The following is a 16,001-nucleotide window of genomic DNA, read 5'->3' as shown; positions in this document are numbered from 1 at the left end:
CCGGTCATTGTACAGCGAAACTAAAACATCGCATATTCACTGTGCACATTGCACAATGAGAACAAAAACAAAGGTGTGTGTTAAGAATGCTTACCATCAGGGACATCCTTCAGATCAAAGCGATCGAAGGCATTAAACTCGTTGCAGGTTCGGCAGGAATTGATCACCAAATATCCGTTGTGAATATTATTGAAAATCCGGATGTATTCGATTGGCTGGCTTCGAATGAGCTGCTCTTATCCACCGGATATATTTTTAAAGATAGCGAGGAGCTGCAGAATCGGGTCATTCATGAATTGGCCGAGAACAACTGCGCGGGCCTGTGCATCAAAATGAAACGTTATTTTGACCGTATTCCGCAAAACATGATCGATCTGGCGAACAAGTATGGGCTTCCGCTGCTGGAGCTCCCTTTTGAATACACGCTGTCCAAGGTGATCGCGATCATTAATGAGAAGACCAATGCCGATTATGACGCGCTGAATCGCAGATCGCTCGACCTGCATAATACGCTGTTCAAAATTCCGCTGGAAGGGGGCGGTATATCCTAGCTGTCTTCTCGTCTTGATTGAGCTACCGTTTCCGGTTATAGCATAGCGAGACGAATTTTTATTTAGGGTTTTGCATTATTAACTACATTGCGTATTTCCTGGTGGTTCTTCCGAATATCTTGTCTCACGGGGAAGAATCCCATTACCTCGTACACAAGTACTTCTCTAGTTCATCTCCAACTTCTCCTTCTTAACCTAGTCGATACTTCGGACACCCTATACCCCACCAGCCAATTTCCCTTCAGTCGATACAAACTTGACTTCAACATTCCTTTTCCCATCCGTCAGGTTGGACGGGATTTCATATGACACATTCCTTCGGATCAGAAGACGCACGGCCTGATACTTTGGTCTCTCAAAATCCTTGCCGCTTAACTTATCCACAGATATGTACCGTTCCTCTACACCCAGCTCCCGAAATTTGACGAGCTGCCTTTCCGAATTTTTGTCCCTCGTAGATACTCGACCATATGCCAGTTTCAACAGTCCCACTCCCATCTTGTCGTTTCAAAAAGTGATTAAATATCTTGGAACATTCCTAAAGTCATTTTAATGGTTTTGAACGTAGAAACATAGGGATTCTAAAGTGTCCCAAAAATCATACTTTATGGCACTAATTGAAATTCACCCCACCTCAAAAGAAGAAGGCCAAACGGAGGATCCGTTCGCCTTCTTCTTTTGAAGTGGTAGGTAGGGTTTCTTTTGTTGCTGTTCGTTAAAGTCAATACCGCAATGCTTTGGTAACTGAATGAATACCGTCGTTACTAAATATCCGACTATCACTAAGTTATTTTTCATTTAAATCTATTTTCCAATCAACAGAAGTATATATTCTTTCCATTAATGTCCGGACTACCTTAAATTCTCCTTCAATATGCGGAAGTCCCTCTATAACAAATTCAGAATTATCACTAATCTCAGTCCCATTTCCTGAAGGAGATAAGCCACCTCTGAATTGAACTGGATATTTCTTTATGTCACCAATAGGCTGAATAAACCATTGATCATTTATAAAGTTACTGTTGCTAAAGCCATTAATTTTAATTATAGTTTGACTGTTTTTATCCCCTCCCTCAGTGGATATAGTGACATCATTTAAATGAATCTGATCTTCGTTGTTTTTTCCTTTGAACGTTATTCTGTTTTGTCTCAATTCATTTGTATTAAAAACAATCGAAGAACCATCTTCCTCCAATAGTGAAAGACCATCAAATACAAAAACAGCGTCATCTGGAATATTTATAAAGGAGTAAGACCAATGTGTGATTTTTTCATCTTGGGGGTCAGTATAATGATGTACTTCTAGCAATCCCTGCTTATGCCCACCCTTGGTACTTCCTACACTATGGATTTCATTTCCAGTATCATCTTCAAAGTGAAACATAAGACTTCCAACTTTTAATCTATGGGAGGTCGAAGTGGTTTCCATCTCTAGTCTCGTTGATGAAGGGGTTTGAATTAACCTATTCATCTGAACAGTAATATTTGTGTTAGGAACAATATAGGACTGATTAATTTCTTTTACAGTGGATATCTGATTAGCTTTATTTAAATCCAACGCAAAATTGAAATTCCAATCTCCCTGTATCGTTTTTTGATTACTGACCGTACCTCCAAGATGATTAATTTCACCAACTACCTTAATGCTTTCTGATTCAATAATGTTAGGAAATATCACAGATAACTGGTAGTAATCGTTGGTTTTGCCTACATTGCTAAACTCACCTAATATATTTCCTTTCTCATCTTGAACATATATGCGGTTTTCTTCACCTAATTTCAGCATACCTTCTGAACTTAAACCATTAGAATTAATAAGCTGAAGAGCCATTACCATACGTCCGCCGTCTGCACTAACTTCGTTTATTTTTAAGGTATAACCATGATCTACGACTAACACGCCAGGATCCAGAATAGTTCCATAATTTTTTGCATCTAACAATCCAATGTCAGTTGTGCCCCCTGATAAAAGTGATTTAAACGTGTCAGCAATAGTTGGCCCAGATATATAGAGGAATGACCCAATAATTAATATGACTGATGTGAACACAGCCAATAACCTTTGTTTTTTCCATCCCTTTTTTTGACGAATTGGATCCTTCGTTCTAACATGATTATAAATGGAATGCATAACGTTTTCATTTATTTGTTCTTTGGGGCTCTCCACACTAAATAAATAACGTAGATCACGATGCTCATTAAGAACTCGTTGATAAACTTGTGTGCAGTGAAGGCATGTTTCAATATGGAGTTTTTGGAGACTATTATCCTCTTCAAAAATTAAATTTTCAATCTCCGAAGTTTCTAAGCATTTCATTTAAATCATCTCCTTTTTCCTGAATTGTTGAACGAAGCTTCTTTTTAGCACTAAATAATTCATTTCTTACTTTCATTGAAGATATTTGCAATATGTCAGCAATCTCTTGATAACTGAGTTCACCCAGATAACGAAGTATCAGTATTTGTTTTTTTTTCATGGGCAAAACATTCAATAAATTCATTATGGATTTTTTTTGATCCTCATATATAAATTCACTTTCCGGTGTCCTGTAATCTGCTACGTTTTCATTCACGGCAAAAGGAAGTTTTAGCATCCACTTTTGTTTTCTTTGAAAATCCCTCATTAAATTGATAGCAATACTAAAAAGCCATGTTGAAAACTTTTTCGATAAATTATGTTGATCAAGTTTTGTGTATGCCTTGAAGAAAGTTTCTTGGGTAAGTTCCTGTGCATCACTATAATTCATGCCCATTTTAATAAAATAACTAAATATTCTGTTCTGATACTGATCGATTATAATTGAGAATTTATCTATTTCTCCGTTCATTATCTCTAAAATCAACTTTTTTTCATCTGTAAAATTGTCCATCCTAACCTCACCTCCAAACTTTTTTCTTTACTGTAAGACGTATATAAAGCCAAACATGTCTAAAAATAGTGAAAATATTATTGAAAATATTTTCCTATTATTGTAATATAAGCGTGTACAAAAAATATTGGGAGGGGAAATTGTGAACAAGTTAAAACAAATCATGCCCTTATTTCTTTTACTTAGTCTTTTTCTGAGTACTTCAATCTTTGCCACCTCAGCGAACACGGTTGAAAAAAGCAATGAAGCATTGGATGTTGCACACCTCTATTTTAAGGCTTTACTTAAAAATGATGTAAATGGAATGATTGAGTATTCTAATGATCTAAATTACATTGACAATAAGAGTAGAGAAAAAGGATATAATGAATTTGCAACAGACACTTTAGTTAGCTACGAAATTCTCAAAGTTGAAAACATTAATGATACGGAATATCAACTCCAAGTCCAACTTACATATACAGACGTAGATAATTACCCTCCTCTCCCATACACCGTTTCCAAAACTGAACAGGGGTGGAAGGTTATAATAAAGCCTTTAGAAGTTAATCTTGACCCAGGTTCATCAGATTATCTTAAAGTCAAAGCTGGAACACCAATTCATAAAATGATTCAGGAACCTGAAACAACTATCCAGCCATTTGCTGAATTAGTATATTATTCTTTTGACCTTTTTGGTCAACAACCTTTACTTGGACAAACAAATTTCAATATTTCTAGAGGCTCTGTAACTGTACATGGTTGGCAGAATGATAGAATTGGTACAGCGTCAGTTCGTTACGAAATTGTTAAACCTTTATCAGGAGGAAATGTTAACTGGTATGGACAAAAAACGGTAAATGGTAACTATCCACAAAATGGAACGTGGTACAGTGAAAGCATATCTCTTAGTGCTTCGCCAATAACGAATGCTCGTATAAGAATTACAAATATGAGTTATGATGTATTTGGAGCAGGTAATGTCTACGAGTAATTACAAAAAAGCGTGAGTTTCCTGGGACTGATCCTATAACGTGAGACAAATTAAAAACACCTTCAATAGAAAGCAACCATCTCGTAAGAAATGGGGACAACTTTGGAGGTGTTTTTGCGTTGGCAACAAGAGTCAGCTATCCAGTAGAAATGAAAGAGAAAGCGATTAAAATGAGGTTCGATAGCATCCCGGTGAATATGTATGTTATTGGTTAATAGGTAGGCTCATTCGGCTCAGTAGCCCCTTACGAAGCCATTTTACTCCTCCTCAGGTGGATACACGGACGACCAGCCAAACAGCCATAAAAGAATCCCCTTCCATGGCTGTTCACTCTTGCTTATTTTCGTTTCATTGGCACTCCGCTAACTCTTGATAAACACAATTTTTACGCCAACCACCTGTTCCAACTCATTCACGGCCTTATACACGCCGTATGCTCCATCGCCCATGCCGGTACGAGATACGACGCCCCCATCCAGGACGCCCGCTTCTTCCCCGCTCTCGGTAATGTCGCAGCAGGCATAATACCATTCCGTATCCGTGTCCGAGCTATCCGATACTGAATCCGCATCCGGAATTCGGTACTTTTGAATATCAAAAATACCCGCCTGCCCGCTATCCACCCCAGCTATAAAAGGACACTTGATCCACTCCAGGAATGCCCCCTGTTCAACTGCCGAGTGATGGTAAGCCGTTAGCTTGGCGTTGGCTTCGCCCCAATCCGGGATCTCCACCTTCTCCACTTCCCCTACCCACGTTCCATTCAATACGCCTTCCAACACGCCCATAATAATAATGTTCGTATCCAATTCATAACAAGGATCGGCCACAACCAATTGTCCGGAATTCACTTCAAAATGGCCCAGTTGAATGTTCAATGAAGATACCTCCAATAACTCCGTATGATGGTTTTATTTTAGCACGTATGATGCGGAGAGTTTAAATGGGGTTCCTAGATGTTTACTCAATGTATATCTTGATTTCGATTATAGAAAAATCGCTCCAATATAACCGAAACGAAGGAGCGGTTTGTATACAATAATTTTCAATTAATGAATCAATAAATCTACCTTAGACAAAACCTCATTCAAGGTCTCCTTAGGAACTCTGCAAATAAACTTGGCTTGGCGAGATTGCCAATCGAGACTCTTGATTTGATCAGAAAGAATAACCCCTTCTATCGGTAAATCCTGAGGAATAACAACCTCAAAGGGGTAGCCTTTAGCCTTGGAAGTAACCGGACAAAATAAGGCTAAACCGACCTTACCGTTATACGTTACAGGTGAGAGTACAAGAGCTGGCCGTTTCCCCGATTGCTCATGACCAGATTGAGGATTAAACTGAATCCATACCAAGTCGCCACGATCAGGAATGTATTGTTCTTTTACCATGACTCCCGTCCTTGCGGCTCACCCGTTTGAACCTCGGAATGGATATTATCAGGCGTTATTTTCGAAAGTAGATCTTCCAGTGTGTTGGTCCGTGGTTTGATGACGAGATGACCATCTTCAACGTCAAGATCGATTTCTGATCCCTCCTCAAGTCCTATCTCCATGGCCAGTGCCTTTGGGATGCGAATGCCTAAACTGTTTCCCCATTTTTGAACTTGCGACATGCTACCACCTCACACAAATGTTTATACAAAGTATAAACATTATTCGGAATGAAGTCAAATTATCGACCTTTAATAAATTATACAAGATCCTTTGATTACCTCCTGAAGGCAGGATTCGTTTTCTTCTTCTTCGTCCCGCTACACAATCACCACAAAAAACGCACCTCCCTATAGAGATGCGTTTTTCACTGGCTCTCATATGCTACAAACTACATGTTACCTGTTGCTTGCAGGGTTACTCCGGGATATTCCCCCCGGCCACCCGGTCGCCGGAATTTCCGGATGGATCGGTTACTTCGTCATCCTCGCCGGCATGAATGATCAGCGAGCGTCCCAAAACGGAGTTCGGCTGGTTCTTTCCAAGAGTTCCATGCTGGATGATCATCTCCGCTTCCACGGTACCGTCTGCACCTACGACCAGATTCGGCATATCGCCAACATGGCTTCCTTGTGGATGCTTGAGGCCATGATGCTTGTCGGTCGGATTAAAATGCCCACCAGCAGATTTGAAATCTCTATCTTTGATCGTGTTCTCATGTACATGGAACCCATGTTTTCCTGGTGTGAGGCCAGATGCGGTAATCTTCACCTTTACCCCGTCATTGATCTGCTCCAAGGTAGCGGAGCCAACAGACTCTCCTGCCGCATTGTACAGCTTGACTACAAGATGCCCCAGAGTTTCCTCCCTGAAAGCCTGGTCCCAGAACACCGGTTGGTTAACCGGATCCGAAACCATGCGAGCGGGTACATCGCTGCTGCCGGTAGGAAACTTAGAATCCGAAGCCGCCGTTCCTTGTTTCGCAAACGGGCCGTCAGCGGTGAAGTTGTCCTTGCCGTTAACATAGTGGCTTATTTTAGACATCGAATGTTTCATCGCATCTAAGGTTCCTTCGGGATTCGCAGCAGCGAACAAAATTCCTGTAAACAGCAGGGCTCCGGCCACAAATGCGCCAGCCATATATTTTAACTTGTTGGTCTTCTTTTTCACTTCATCGCCTCCTGAATAATGTTATTCATTCATCTCCCAATCCCCTGATTTTATACGTCTAAGTCGTTATTTTATGGGATGAGGCGTTCGGTAATAGTCATTAATTCCAAAGATATTTACAATCAATAAATAAACTCATACTTTCTATAATATCCAGCTACTGAACAGAAAAAGAGAGGGGCTCCGATAACGGCTTTAACGCCCCTCTGGCAAAATGAGTTCTCTCATCCGATCCGTATGTTTGGCCGAAACCACATATACATCTTCTCCCCAATCCTTGAAACCGTAGCTGAACACACTCTCCTGTCCCTCTTCTCCCAACCACAGCTTGATGGCATGAATCGGAGATTGCTGGGCATAGATGACCATCACGTCGTAATCCGGGTCCGTTCGTTTGGCATCATCCGGCTTCTTGCGAGCGGCAAGGATCGCTTCCTCAAATGCGATTACAGCCTTCTCATCCTTGAAAGACAGCAGTGTATCCCCATTCATCGCGTCCCATGTCTCGAACGCTGAAATCCGGATTTCGGCAACCTGTTCGTCTAGAAGCTGCATCGTCTCCCAACCGGGTTCCTTATCGCAACCTACCAATAGAGCCGTTATGTAGAGCATCATGATCATTAATAAGCGCTTCATTAAACCGTCCTTCCTTATCTACGAAAATAACATTATTGGATGACCCCATGCAACTTCAGCTTGTCCATCAGCATGGTTCTGTACGTCTCTTGATCATAAAGGGAGTTGTTGATTCGCTCCTTGTTCAGTCCGAGACTGTCCAAGATCCGGTGCTCCAGCTTGCGCCGGGCTTCCAATACTTCCAGCGTCCCTTCAACGCCCTCCAGCGCATCATATTTCACCATGCCAACGGTCACCGGATTCTGGATGAAGCAGCACTCAAAAATCATAACGCCAGCCTCATCTAACGTCTGCTCCGCAAATGCCTCCCACCGCTCAGTGATAAGTCTCCTGTTGAGGCCCAGCGGAAGCTCGTAAACATCCTGCTTGGACAAGGAATGATATAGATCATCCGGAAAGGAGGTACCGTATTCGTTCTTTAGCTTCTGGTAGGGCAAGAGCTTCCAGCTGCCTTTTTTGGCGGCCCGCTCGATCAATATTAAAGGCGCCTGCGGCTTGCAGCAACTGCCCAAATTCTTCTTCAGTCACACACGCCGTTCCCTCATAATCCACCGGATGGTCAATATCCCCTTCCAACACAAGCCGGGCCTCGATGTTTCTTTCGGTTAAAATATCATCTGTGTGGGCCAGCTGATATCCTCTTGTTTATACAAAAAGACTCCGGACGTATTGCGTCCGCAGCCTTCTTTCATGAAGATCCACTCATCTCAATGGTTATTGGGCCGTAGATCACTCATTTAAATGCATATACAACAATTGCTGAAGCGCATACGGTGGAGACAGATATTGAGCAGGACGGAACCAATGTAATTGTTGCTACGGTTGGTACTGCTGCCCAAACATCAATTTACAAAATTAAGAATGCTCATATCGTAGCAACAAATCTAAACGAAACGCTGGAGGCACAGGAAGTGACATATGATAAAGAATCCAATACTTTTGTAAGCGGTGTGAAGATTTGGAGAGTCAAAGGTGAGGAATTAGTGAGTTCAAAATAATTCGAGCCAACTTGGCTCTTTTTTTGACTAAAACATATTATCAATTACTTAAGTTTCATTAAACGTTGGATAAAACGAGAATCCTGAACTCCATACTCATCATAGCCCCAATTTCTCTCCAAGGACAACCCTTCATACTTAGTGATCACCCTACCAGACCAGCGCTCATATCTATTCGCCTTTATACTATAGACATCTCTTTTTTAACGGACTATAATGACAAAAGCGCTCGAAAAAACGAACATTAAGGCGGTAAACATGAGTAAATATATGCAATTGTTTCAAGGGACTTCTTTTTCAAGCAAATCTCCCACCGAAATTCAAGTGTTAACAGACTGTCTATATTGCATCAATGCGGACGGAATGATTGAGCGAGTCGTGGCACCGGAAGACACCGAATATCAATCCTTGCTGGATTCGTATCAGGGAAGCGACAGCTTTCATCGATTAGAGGAGGGACAGTATTTCCTGCCGGGTTTTGTTGACTTGCATGTTCATGCCCCGCAGTGGGCTCAATCTGGAACTGCTTTGGACATTCCGCTTTATGACTGGCTCAATACCTATACCTTCCCGCTGGAATCGAAATTCTCCGATCTCGAGTTTGCGCAAAAGGTCTACGAGGATTTGGTAAGCACCCTGCTAGCCAACGGAACCACGACGGCGCTTTATTTTGCCACGGTGCATAAGGAAGCCAGCCTGCTGCTAGCCGAAATCTGTGCGGGCAAAGGCCAGCGCGGACTTGTTGGGAAGGTTGTCATGGACGATCCCGAGCAAAATCCGGATTACTACCGCGATGCAGACACATCCACAGCATTGGTGGACACGGAAGCATTTATTATCGCTGTTAAGGAACTCGCCAAGACCACGAAACAAGGCGTGTATCCCGTCGTCACCCCTCGATTCATTCCAAGCTGTACCGATGAGGGGCTGAAGGGTTTGGGGAAGCTGGCAGCCAAATACGATACGTATGTGCAGTCCCACTGCAGCGAAAGCGATTGGGCACACGGTCATGTGAAGGATCGATTCCAGAAAAACGATGCGTTTGCCTTGCATGATTTTGGCCTGCTCCGTGATAAATCGGTCATGGCTCATTGTAATTTTCTCGATGATCAGGATGCCGAATTATTCGCTGACACCGGAACCGCCATCGCGCACTGCCCGATATCCAACGCCTATTTCGCCAATAGCGTCATCCCGGTTGCCCGCTTCCATGCCCACAATGTTGAGATTGGTTTAGGCTCTGATCTATCTGGCGGCTTCTCGCCCAGTCTCTTCGATAATATAAGACAAGCCGTGATGTCTTCGAGGATGCTGGAGGATGGCGTGAACACCTCCCTTCCGGCTGCCGAGCGCGGCGTACCCAAGTCGCGGATCACGGTCCATGAGGCATTCTATCTGGCTACGGCCGGAGGCGGTGAAAGCCTAAGCTTGCCGATTGGCCGTATTCAGGAAAACTACGTATGGGATGTGCAGGTGATCGATACGAGACTGCCGTCCGCGAAGCTGCCGATTTTTGATGAGTTGGAGGACGTACAAGATATTTTTCAGAAGATTATGTATCTCGCACGGCCTGAACATATTCGCGAGGTCTGGGTACAAGGAGAAAAGGTTCATTCACGCTAAGATATATCGCAATTAATCCAAACATTCGAGGTGTCCATCGAAGTGAAAACACAAGCAGACAAACAAGATAACACGCAAACGAACTCACAGCATTTAACGGTTCCGCCTGACGGTGAAATATCTGTCGGAAAATCCGCCATTCTCGGTTTACAGCATGTCGTCGCGATGGACGTTTATGTTGTTCCTTTCCTAATTGCCATGTTAATCGGCTTATCGCCCAATCAATCCAGTGCATTAATTCAATCCACGTTTATTGCAGCCGGGCTTGCCACGATTGTGCAAACGTATTTCTGCATGAAGCTGCCGATGGCGCAAGGTCCATCCTATGTTCCTCTTGGTGCAATTGTTGCGATTTATGCCGCCAGCGGAGGCGGGGAGCTCGGTTGGAGCTCCGTGCTGGGTGCCAGCCTGGTGGGTGCAATCCTCGTGGTGATTTTGGGGTATACGGGAGTTTTCAATAAAATCGTGAAATCCTTCATCCCGCCCATTGTCGGGGGCACCATCATCTTCATTGTAGGTCTGTCTTTATTGCCGGTTGCCATCCGGGACAATATTTACGGCGCCACGGACGCAACCATTAATCAAAACGTGCTGCTGGCCCTGATCTCAGCGGCTGCACTCATCCTGTTCGTGATCCTTGGATCCCTGTTCCGAACGCGAGGCGCGATATTCCGGGTTACGTCCGTCATGATCGCGTTAATTATCGGCTGTATCTCGGCCAACTTGATGGGTGTGCTGGATTTCAGCGCTGTCGCCAGCGCCAGCTGGTTCAGCATGCCGCAGATACCATTTAAGGATTTTGGCTTTTCGTTCGACTTGTCGGCGATTATCACCATGGTCATCATCTATCTCGTCCTGCTGGCGGAGACGACAGGTACATGGTTTGCCATCAGCAACGTCATTGATAAACCGTTAACGGATAAAAATATTAATCGGGGCGTCATCGGTGAAGGAATCAGCTGCCTGATTGCTTCAGGACTCGGCTCCACGCCGGTCACCGGTTACTCTACCAATGCAGGCATTATCTCCATCACGGGCGTGGCAAGCCGCCGGGTCTTTCTTGCGGTAGGCGGATGGTTTGTCCTCTTCGGTTGTTCAGGCAAACTGGCCGCTTTGATCTCCTCAATTCCAACCGCCGTCATCGGAGGCGTATTCGCCATCGTCTGCGGGATCATCTCGATTAACGGGATCCAGGTTATGAAGAACGAGAAAATCGGTGAAAAAGAAATGTACATTATCGCCATACCGATGATTTTGACGTTAGCGTTAGTACTCATTCCTAAAGACTTCTTATATACATTGCCTACATTCGTGCAGTATTTGTTCGGTTCACCCATACTAGCGGCTGCTCTTGCAGCGATTGTATTGAATAAATTGCTGCCTAGCGCGAAGTAAAATGGTAAGGCCATCGTAATCACACATGCTAAACACGACTGCCCCCAAAGGAACTACGTCAGCGTAGGCTTTAGGGGCAGTCTTTTACATATGAGCCTTGCGGTTGAGCGGGAATTACCGTCCCATGCAAAGCTACGATTCAGTTCGCAGTTTATAACTCTTCTACCTTGGGAAGTAGGGGGGTTGTGGATTTTTTCCGTATCCATATCGGCAGAAGCTGCGGCGTAGCAATGCCAAGCAGAACAACGATGATCCCAACCCATCGAAGCAACGACACCTCTTCATGCAAAATTAACACCGAAGCTACCACGGCTGCCGGAAGTTCCGCCGCACCCAGTATCGCGCCCAGACCTGAGCCCAGCTTCGGGACACCAATGGAAAAGAAAAGGACCGGAATCACGATGCCCAGCAGCCCTAAAGGAAGACCAAACTTCCAAAGTCCATCTGGAATCGCACCATCATAAATGAAGGAAGGCGAGAAAACCATCAAAATAATGATCAGGGCACTAGTGGTCATATACAAGCTTTTATTCACCGCAGGCACCTGTGTAGCCACCCTCCCGCTTACGAATATATAGAAGGCAAACGACACGGCCGACATAAGGCCGAAAATAACACCTTTGGCCGTAATCCCACCAACACTTGGTTCAAGAATCCCTCCTGCTAAGATCGTACCGATAAGAAGGATGACCATCGAAATGCATTTCTCGCGACTCGGGAACTTTCTATCAACGATAGCCTCCAGAATGACCCCAATCCAAGTAAATTGAAATAAGAGAACGATGGCAATGGAAGCAGGCAATTCCTCCACGGCAAATCCGTAGAATATACCCGTCAAACTGATGGGGATGCCAGCGACTAATAACGTGAGGCCCAGCTTCATCCCCAGCTTTTTTCGCGAAAATAACAAAACTGACAGGAGCAGCATGCACCATCCAAAAAAGTACTGTGATCCTACCAGCTGCTGCATGCCGAATCCATCTTTCATTCCAAGCTTGATGATGGTAGAGAGCGATCCATAACTGCATGCCCCTAAAAAAACAAGTAAAGCATATTTCAGTAACCTCATATTCATGGTAAACCTCTTCCCTTTCTGGTCCATAACAACATAAAGCCCCTTGCCATTTCACTGACAAGGGGCGAATGAAACCAAAGAATATTTCTTTGACAAAGTTCCGCCACTCCATCCACAGGATAGAGTTTGGTTTATTCAATTCAGCAAGCCATTCATTTACAACAAGAGATATAATATGATAGATCACATACGATGTCAACTGGAAAATCGAACAGGCTCTTCATTGGAATAACCGCTACACTATAACGGGTGCCCATGCCCCAAGGACGCCGGTTCTAAGATGGTTCCTTCCATAAACTGCCTCATCCCGTCATTTTATCAGATTTTGATGCACCGCCATTAGAAAAAAACGCATCTCCCTGTGGAGATGCGTTTATTGATGGCATGCCTATGCTGCAAAACCCTTACCCGAGCAGCTTACCGATTACTCGGGAATATTCCCGCCAGCCACACGGTCGCCGGAATTCCCTGATGGATCGGTTACGCCATCATCTTCACCGGCATGGATGATGAGCGAGCGGCCCAGCACCGAGTTCGGCTGACCCTTTTCAAGGGTTCCATGCTGAATGATCATCTCCGCTTCCACGGTTCCGTCAGGGCCTACGACCAGATTCGGCATATCGCCAACATGGCTTCCTTGCGGATGTGCAAGGCCGTGGTGCTTATCTGTCGGGTTAAAGTGACCGCCGGCAGATTTGAAATCCCCACCCTGAATCGCATTCTCATGCACATGGAATCCGTGTTTGGCTGGCGTGAGACCGGATGCGGTCATCTTCACCCTCACCCCGTCATTGACCTGCTCCAGGGTAGCGGAACCAACCGACTCGCCCGCCGCATTGTACAGCTTGACCACAGGCAGCCCCAAAGAGATCGTCCGGGACGCCTGCTCCCAGTACACCGGCTGTCCAACCAGATCGGAAACCATTCGCACAGGCACATAGGTCGTGCCGTTCTGAACAATGGAGTCCGGGGCTGCCGTCCCTTGGTTCATAAATTGACCGGCAGGTGTCGAGTGGTCCTTGCCGTTAACGTAGTAGCTTATTTTCGACGTTGTGTGTTTAATTGCATCCAAGGTTCCTTCGGGGTTTGCAGCCGCCAACGAAATTCCTGAAAACAGCATGGCTCCGGCAAGAAATGCTCCGGCCATATGCTTCAACCTGTAGGTCTTCTTGTTCACTTCATCGCCTCCTGATGATGGTATTCATTCATCTCCCAATACCCTGCTTTTATACGTCTCAACCGTTATTTAGGGGATTTGGGGCTTTCGGCGTTGGTCATTGATTCCGAAGACACGTACAAGATAAACCATAAACTTAGCACCCGATTGTAATCTGAGCCTGCCGGAACATATAGGAAGCAGCCGCTAACGGCTTTAACGTCCCTCTGGTAAAATGAGCTCTCTCATCCGATCGGTAAGTTTGGCCGATGTCACATATACAGCTTCCTCCCCATCACTGGGACCGTAGCTAAACTCACTTTCCTGGCCCTCTTTCCCTAGCCATAGCGGATGGCATACGCCAGCGTCTGAATCAAAAACAGGATGCTTGGTAACTTTTTTCTATAAGTCGAAAGTATTCAGTATTCTTTTTATGATTCAGTTAATGTTTTATTACTTCTTAATAATTAATACAAATATTTCTTTTTTTATAAAAAAACGTAACTTTTTTATAATTCCAACCGTTAACTATATATACAAATTATGTAGGAGGTATTGTAATGAAAAAAAAACAAAAAATTTTTATTAGCTTTTTTTCCTTGTTAGCTCTGTTTATACTAATATCTTCAACCATCTTCGCAGATTACACTTTCTTAGGAAAACGTAATTCGGGTGCTAAATTTTATGTCTGGTATGATACCTCAGTATTTAATAATTCATATGAAGGATACTTTAATACAGGTAAAAATAACTGGAACAACATTTCTTCAAAAGTTGGCCCATTAACTTATAATCAAAATTCTGAAGTAAATGGTAAAAAGTCTGATCGATATTATGTAGGTTCTACTACAAATAGTGGAGTATTAGGGTACTTTAACCCGATGCTTAATAATGGGACAAGTGTAAACCCTTTTGAAAGTAGTTGGGACTACGGCAGTATATATGCCTATAAGAATCAAATAGATCTTTATGGACTAACCTCAGCACAAATAACTTCAAGTGTCGCTACACACGAAGTTGGGCATAGCTTGTCGCTATCACATAACTTTGGCTCAGCATGTAACAATAATTGTGTAATGACTGCTAATGCATTAACTAGTATTGCACCTAATACAGAGGATAAAACACAGTTAAAAAATAAATGGGGTAACTAAGGAGGATCAGATATGAAAACACAGATAGGAAGTAAAATGAAATATACAGTATCGGCTATTGTATTAATACTTGCTTGTATTTTTATATTCTTCTTAATTAAATTAAATAACCAGGAATTAAAAGTTATTAATTTTCCAGCCTCATATATTAGTTATGATTCTGAAAGTGATCTCAGTAAAAGTGCCGATATTATTGTGCTTGGAACACCTGCTGAAGAGTTTCAATCAAGAAAGCACCAGGAGGTAAGACATGAAGATGGGTCTTTAGCCGATTTCTATACTCTAACTGATTTTAAAATTGAAAAGTTTCTAAAAAAACCAGAAATCGTTCACCCTAATACTATTAACGATGATACTATCACATTCACTGAACCAATCAGCATTATAGATAATAACGGTGAAAGAGCAATAATCTCCTTAGATGGATATCAAGAACTTGAGTACGGAGAAAATTATATTGTCTTTTTAAAGGATAATGGAATGGGAAATTATAGTGTGATTAATATGAATGAGGGGAAATTCAATCTTCAAAAAGATGAAATTTCTCAATTAAGTTCGCATGGGGATAAAGAAGCTTCTGACAGACATTCGCAAATTCGCAGAGAAGTTCTAAAAAGATACATTAATAATTAAATTTCAAGCCGTTGTTCATATTATATTTATCTCATGCCCGTCAAGTAGACAGTACAGAAAATTAAAATTAATTAAGCGGCCTTTCCCTGATTTCCATTGGACTAAGGCTGTTTAATTTTTCTTTTGGCTTAAGTGCCGTATACCATTAGTTCGTCCCGGAGAAACTTCATAAACGATCTCTCATATTTCCCATATGGCGAGTAGTTTTTGAGCATCATATCTAGTCGTTTAATTACTTCTTTGAAGTATAAATTTTGGATACGTATGTTTCTATCAATGCCTATTAAGTAAGCAATAATAATAACTGCAAGTATTATAATTAAAATGTTCATAG

The 16,001-nt window shown here is 43.0% G+C and carries 17 protein-coding genes and 1 pseudogene; 7 read left to right on the top strand and 11 right to left on the bottom strand.

Annotation, left to right across the window (positions count from 1 at the left end; genetic code table 11):
- Positions 1 to 86 precede the first annotated feature (86 nt).
- Positions 87 to 545, top strand: a pseudogene (locus PGL02S_RS11780) (PucR family transcriptional regulator ligand-binding domain-containing protein); the annotation flags it as partial.
- 222 nt (positions 546 to 767) lie between these two features.
- On the opposite strand, the gene PGL02S_RS11775 reads toward PGL02S_RS11780, so the two are convergent.
- From PGL02S_RS11775 to PGL02S_RS11765, 3 genes are all read right to left on the bottom strand, one after another.
- Positions 768 to 1,034 (bottom strand): recombinase family protein, encoded by a 267-nt coding sequence (locus tag PGL02S_RS11775; RefSeq protein WP_036640777.1) that lies wholly within the window; start codon positions 1,032 to 1,034, stop codon positions 768 to 770.
- Positions 1,035 to 1,338: 304 nt separating this feature from the next.
- Positions 1,339 to 2,868, bottom strand: coding sequence for a DUF4179 domain-containing protein (locus tag PGL02S_RS11770; RefSeq protein ID WP_036640779.1), 1,530 nt, complete (start codon positions 2,866 to 2,868; stop codon positions 1,339 to 1,341).
- Complete coding sequence (locus PGL02S_RS11765; RefSeq protein ID WP_036640780.1) at positions 2,840 to 3,421, bottom strand: RNA polymerase sigma factor; 582 nt, start codon at positions 3,419 to 3,421, stop codon at positions 2,840 to 2,842. The genes PGL02S_RS11770 and PGL02S_RS11765 overlap by 29 nt, the downstream gene beginning before the upstream one ends.
- A 142-nt stretch (positions 3,422 to 3,563) precedes the next feature.
- On the opposite strand from PGL02S_RS11765, the gene PGL02S_RS11760 reads away from it, so the two are divergent.
- On the top strand, positions 3,564 to 4,394 hold the full coding sequence (locus PGL02S_RS11760) for a hypothetical protein (protein WP_036640781.1): 831 nt from the start codon (positions 3,564 to 3,566) through the stop codon (positions 4,392 to 4,394).
- Positions 4,395 to 4,756: 362 nt separating this feature from the next.
- On the opposite strand, the gene PGL02S_RS11755 is transcribed toward PGL02S_RS11760, so the two are convergent.
- From PGL02S_RS11755 to PGL02S_RS11730, 6 genes are all read right to left on the bottom strand, one after another.
- Positions 4,757 to 5,272: a DUF4241 domain-containing protein gene (locus PGL02S_RS11755; protein ID WP_036640783.1), complete on the bottom strand. Its 516-nt coding sequence runs from the start codon at positions 5,270 to 5,272 to the stop codon at positions 4,757 to 4,759.
- 171 nt (positions 5,273 to 5,443) lie between these two features.
- Positions 5,444 to 5,785: an endoribonuclease MazF gene (mazF, locus tag PGL02S_RS11750; RefSeq protein ID WP_006208407.1), complete on the bottom strand. Its 342-nt coding sequence runs from the start codon at positions 5,783 to 5,785 to the stop codon at positions 5,444 to 5,446.
- Positions 5,779 to 6,009 carry an AbrB/MazE/SpoVT family DNA-binding domain-containing protein gene (locus PGL02S_RS11745; protein WP_006208406.1) on the bottom strand — a complete coding sequence of 77 codons (231 nt, stop codon included), beginning with the start codon at positions 6,007 to 6,009 and terminating at the stop codon, positions 5,779 to 5,781. Before PGL02S_RS11745 ends, mazF begins: the two co-directional genes overlap by 7 nt.
- 235 nt (positions 6,010 to 6,244) lie before the next feature.
- Positions 6,245 to 6,997: a superoxide dismutase family protein gene (locus PGL02S_RS11740; RefSeq protein ID WP_036640785.1), complete on the bottom strand. Its 753-nt coding sequence runs from the start codon at positions 6,995 to 6,997 to the stop codon at positions 6,245 to 6,247.
- A 195-nt stretch (positions 6,998 to 7,192) separates the two neighbouring features.
- Entirely contained in the window at positions 7,193 to 7,633 is a 441-nt protein-coding gene (locus tag PGL02S_RS11735; RefSeq protein WP_036640786.1) for a hypothetical protein, read from the bottom strand.
- 32 nt (positions 7,634 to 7,665) lie between these two features.
- On the bottom strand, positions 7,666 to 8,109 hold the full coding sequence (locus tag PGL02S_RS11730; RefSeq protein ID WP_051449220.1) for a P-loop NTPase family protein: 444 nt from the start codon (positions 8,107 to 8,109) through the stop codon (positions 7,666 to 7,668).
- A 297-nt stretch (positions 8,110 to 8,406) separates the two neighbouring features.
- Here PGL02S_RS11730 and PGL02S_RS11725 point away from each other — a divergent pair, with 297 nt between their 5' ends.
- The 3 genes from PGL02S_RS11725 to PGL02S_RS11715 all read left to right on the top strand — a co-directional run bounded on the left by PGL02S_RS11725 (position 8,407) and on the right by PGL02S_RS11715 (position 11,649).
- Positions 8,407 to 8,631, top strand: a complete 225-nt coding sequence (locus PGL02S_RS11725; protein ID WP_036640787.1) for a hypothetical protein — start codon at positions 8,407 to 8,409, stop codon at positions 8,629 to 8,631.
- Between the two features lie 258 nt (positions 8,632 to 8,889).
- Positions 8,890 to 10,254 (top strand): guanine deaminase, encoded by a 1,365-nt coding sequence (gene guaD / locus PGL02S_RS11720; protein WP_036640789.1) that lies wholly within the window; start codon positions 8,890 to 8,892, stop codon positions 10,252 to 10,254.
- Positions 10,255 to 10,296: 42 nt separating this feature from the next.
- A complete protein-coding gene (locus PGL02S_RS11715) occupies positions 10,297 to 11,649 on the top strand; it encodes a uracil-xanthine permease family protein (protein ID WP_036640790.1) in 1,353 nt (450 codons plus the stop codon).
- A gap of 151 nt (positions 11,650 to 11,800) precedes the next feature.
- Here PGL02S_RS11715 and PGL02S_RS11710 read toward each other — a convergent pair whose 3' ends face one another.
- Positions 11,801 to 12,718 carry an EamA family transporter gene (locus PGL02S_RS11710; protein WP_036640913.1) on the bottom strand — a complete coding sequence of 306 codons (918 nt, stop codon included), beginning with the start codon at positions 12,716 to 12,718 and terminating at the stop codon, positions 11,801 to 11,803.
- A 430-nt stretch (positions 12,719 to 13,148) separates the two neighbouring features.
- Positions 13,149 to 13,901, bottom strand: a complete 753-nt coding sequence (locus tag PGL02S_RS11705) for a superoxide dismutase family protein (protein ID WP_036640791.1) — start codon at positions 13,899 to 13,901, stop codon at positions 13,149 to 13,151.
- A gap of 539 nt (positions 13,902 to 14,440) precedes the next feature.
- On the opposite strand from PGL02S_RS11705, the gene PGL02S_RS11700 reads away from it, so the two are divergent.
- On the top strand, positions 14,441 to 15,034 hold the full coding sequence (locus PGL02S_RS11700) for a zinc metalloprotease (RefSeq protein WP_051449221.1): 594 nt from the start codon (positions 14,441 to 14,443) through the stop codon (positions 15,032 to 15,034).
- Between the two features lie 12 nt (positions 15,035 to 15,046).
- The gene (locus tag PGL02S_RS11695) at positions 15,047 to 15,667 is read left to right on the top strand and encodes a hypothetical protein (RefSeq protein WP_036640793.1); all 621 of its coding nucleotides are present in this window, start codon (positions 15,047 to 15,049) and stop codon (positions 15,665 to 15,667) included.
- The last annotated feature ends 334 nt before the right edge of the window (positions 15,668 to 16,001 follow it).

The organism is Paenibacillus glucanolyticus NBRC 15330 (assembly GCF_004000885.1).
Lineage (GTDB): Bacteria > Bacillota > Bacilli > Paenibacillales > Paenibacillaceae > Paenibacillus_AQ > Paenibacillus_AQ glucanolyticus.
Note: the sequence above shows the minus strand (reverse complement) of the source record. Positions and strands in the feature narration are given on the sequence as shown.

Excerpts from the sequence above, each read along its gene's own strand:
- PGL02S_RS11770 (WP_036640779.1), bottom strand. The coding sequence starts at position 2,868 with ATGAAATGCTTAGAAACTTCGGAGATTGAAAATTTAATTTTTGAAGAG.
- PGL02S_RS11765 (WP_036640780.1), bottom strand. The coding sequence starts at position 3,421 with ATGGACAATTTTACAGATGAAAAAAAGTTGATTTTAGAGATAATGAAC.
- mazF (WP_006208407.1), bottom strand. The coding sequence starts at position 5,785 with ATGGTAAAAGAACAATACATTCCTGATCGTGGCGACTTGGTATGGATT.
- PGL02S_RS11745 (WP_006208406.1), bottom strand. The coding sequence starts at position 6,009 with ATGTCGCAAGTTCAAAAATGGGGAAACAGTTTAGGCATTCGCATCCCA.
- PGL02S_RS11735 (WP_036640786.1), bottom strand. The coding sequence starts at position 7,633 with ATGAAGCGCTTATTAATGATCATGATGCTCTACATAACGGCTCTATTG.
- guaD (WP_036640789.1), top strand. The coding sequence starts at position 8,890 with ATGAGTAAATATATGCAATTGTTTCAAGGGACTTCTTTTTCAAGCAAA.
- PGL02S_RS11710 (WP_036640913.1), bottom strand. The coding sequence starts at position 12,718 with ATGAGGTTACTGAAATATGCTTTACTTGTTTTTTTAGGGGCATGCAGT.
- PGL02S_RS11700 (WP_051449221.1), top strand. The coding sequence starts at position 14,441 with ATGAAAAAAAAACAAAAAATTTTTATTAGCTTTTTTTCCTTGTTAGCT.
- PGL02S_RS11695 (WP_036640793.1), top strand. The coding sequence starts at position 15,047 with ATGAAAACACAGATAGGAAGTAAAATGAAATATACAGTATCGGCTATT.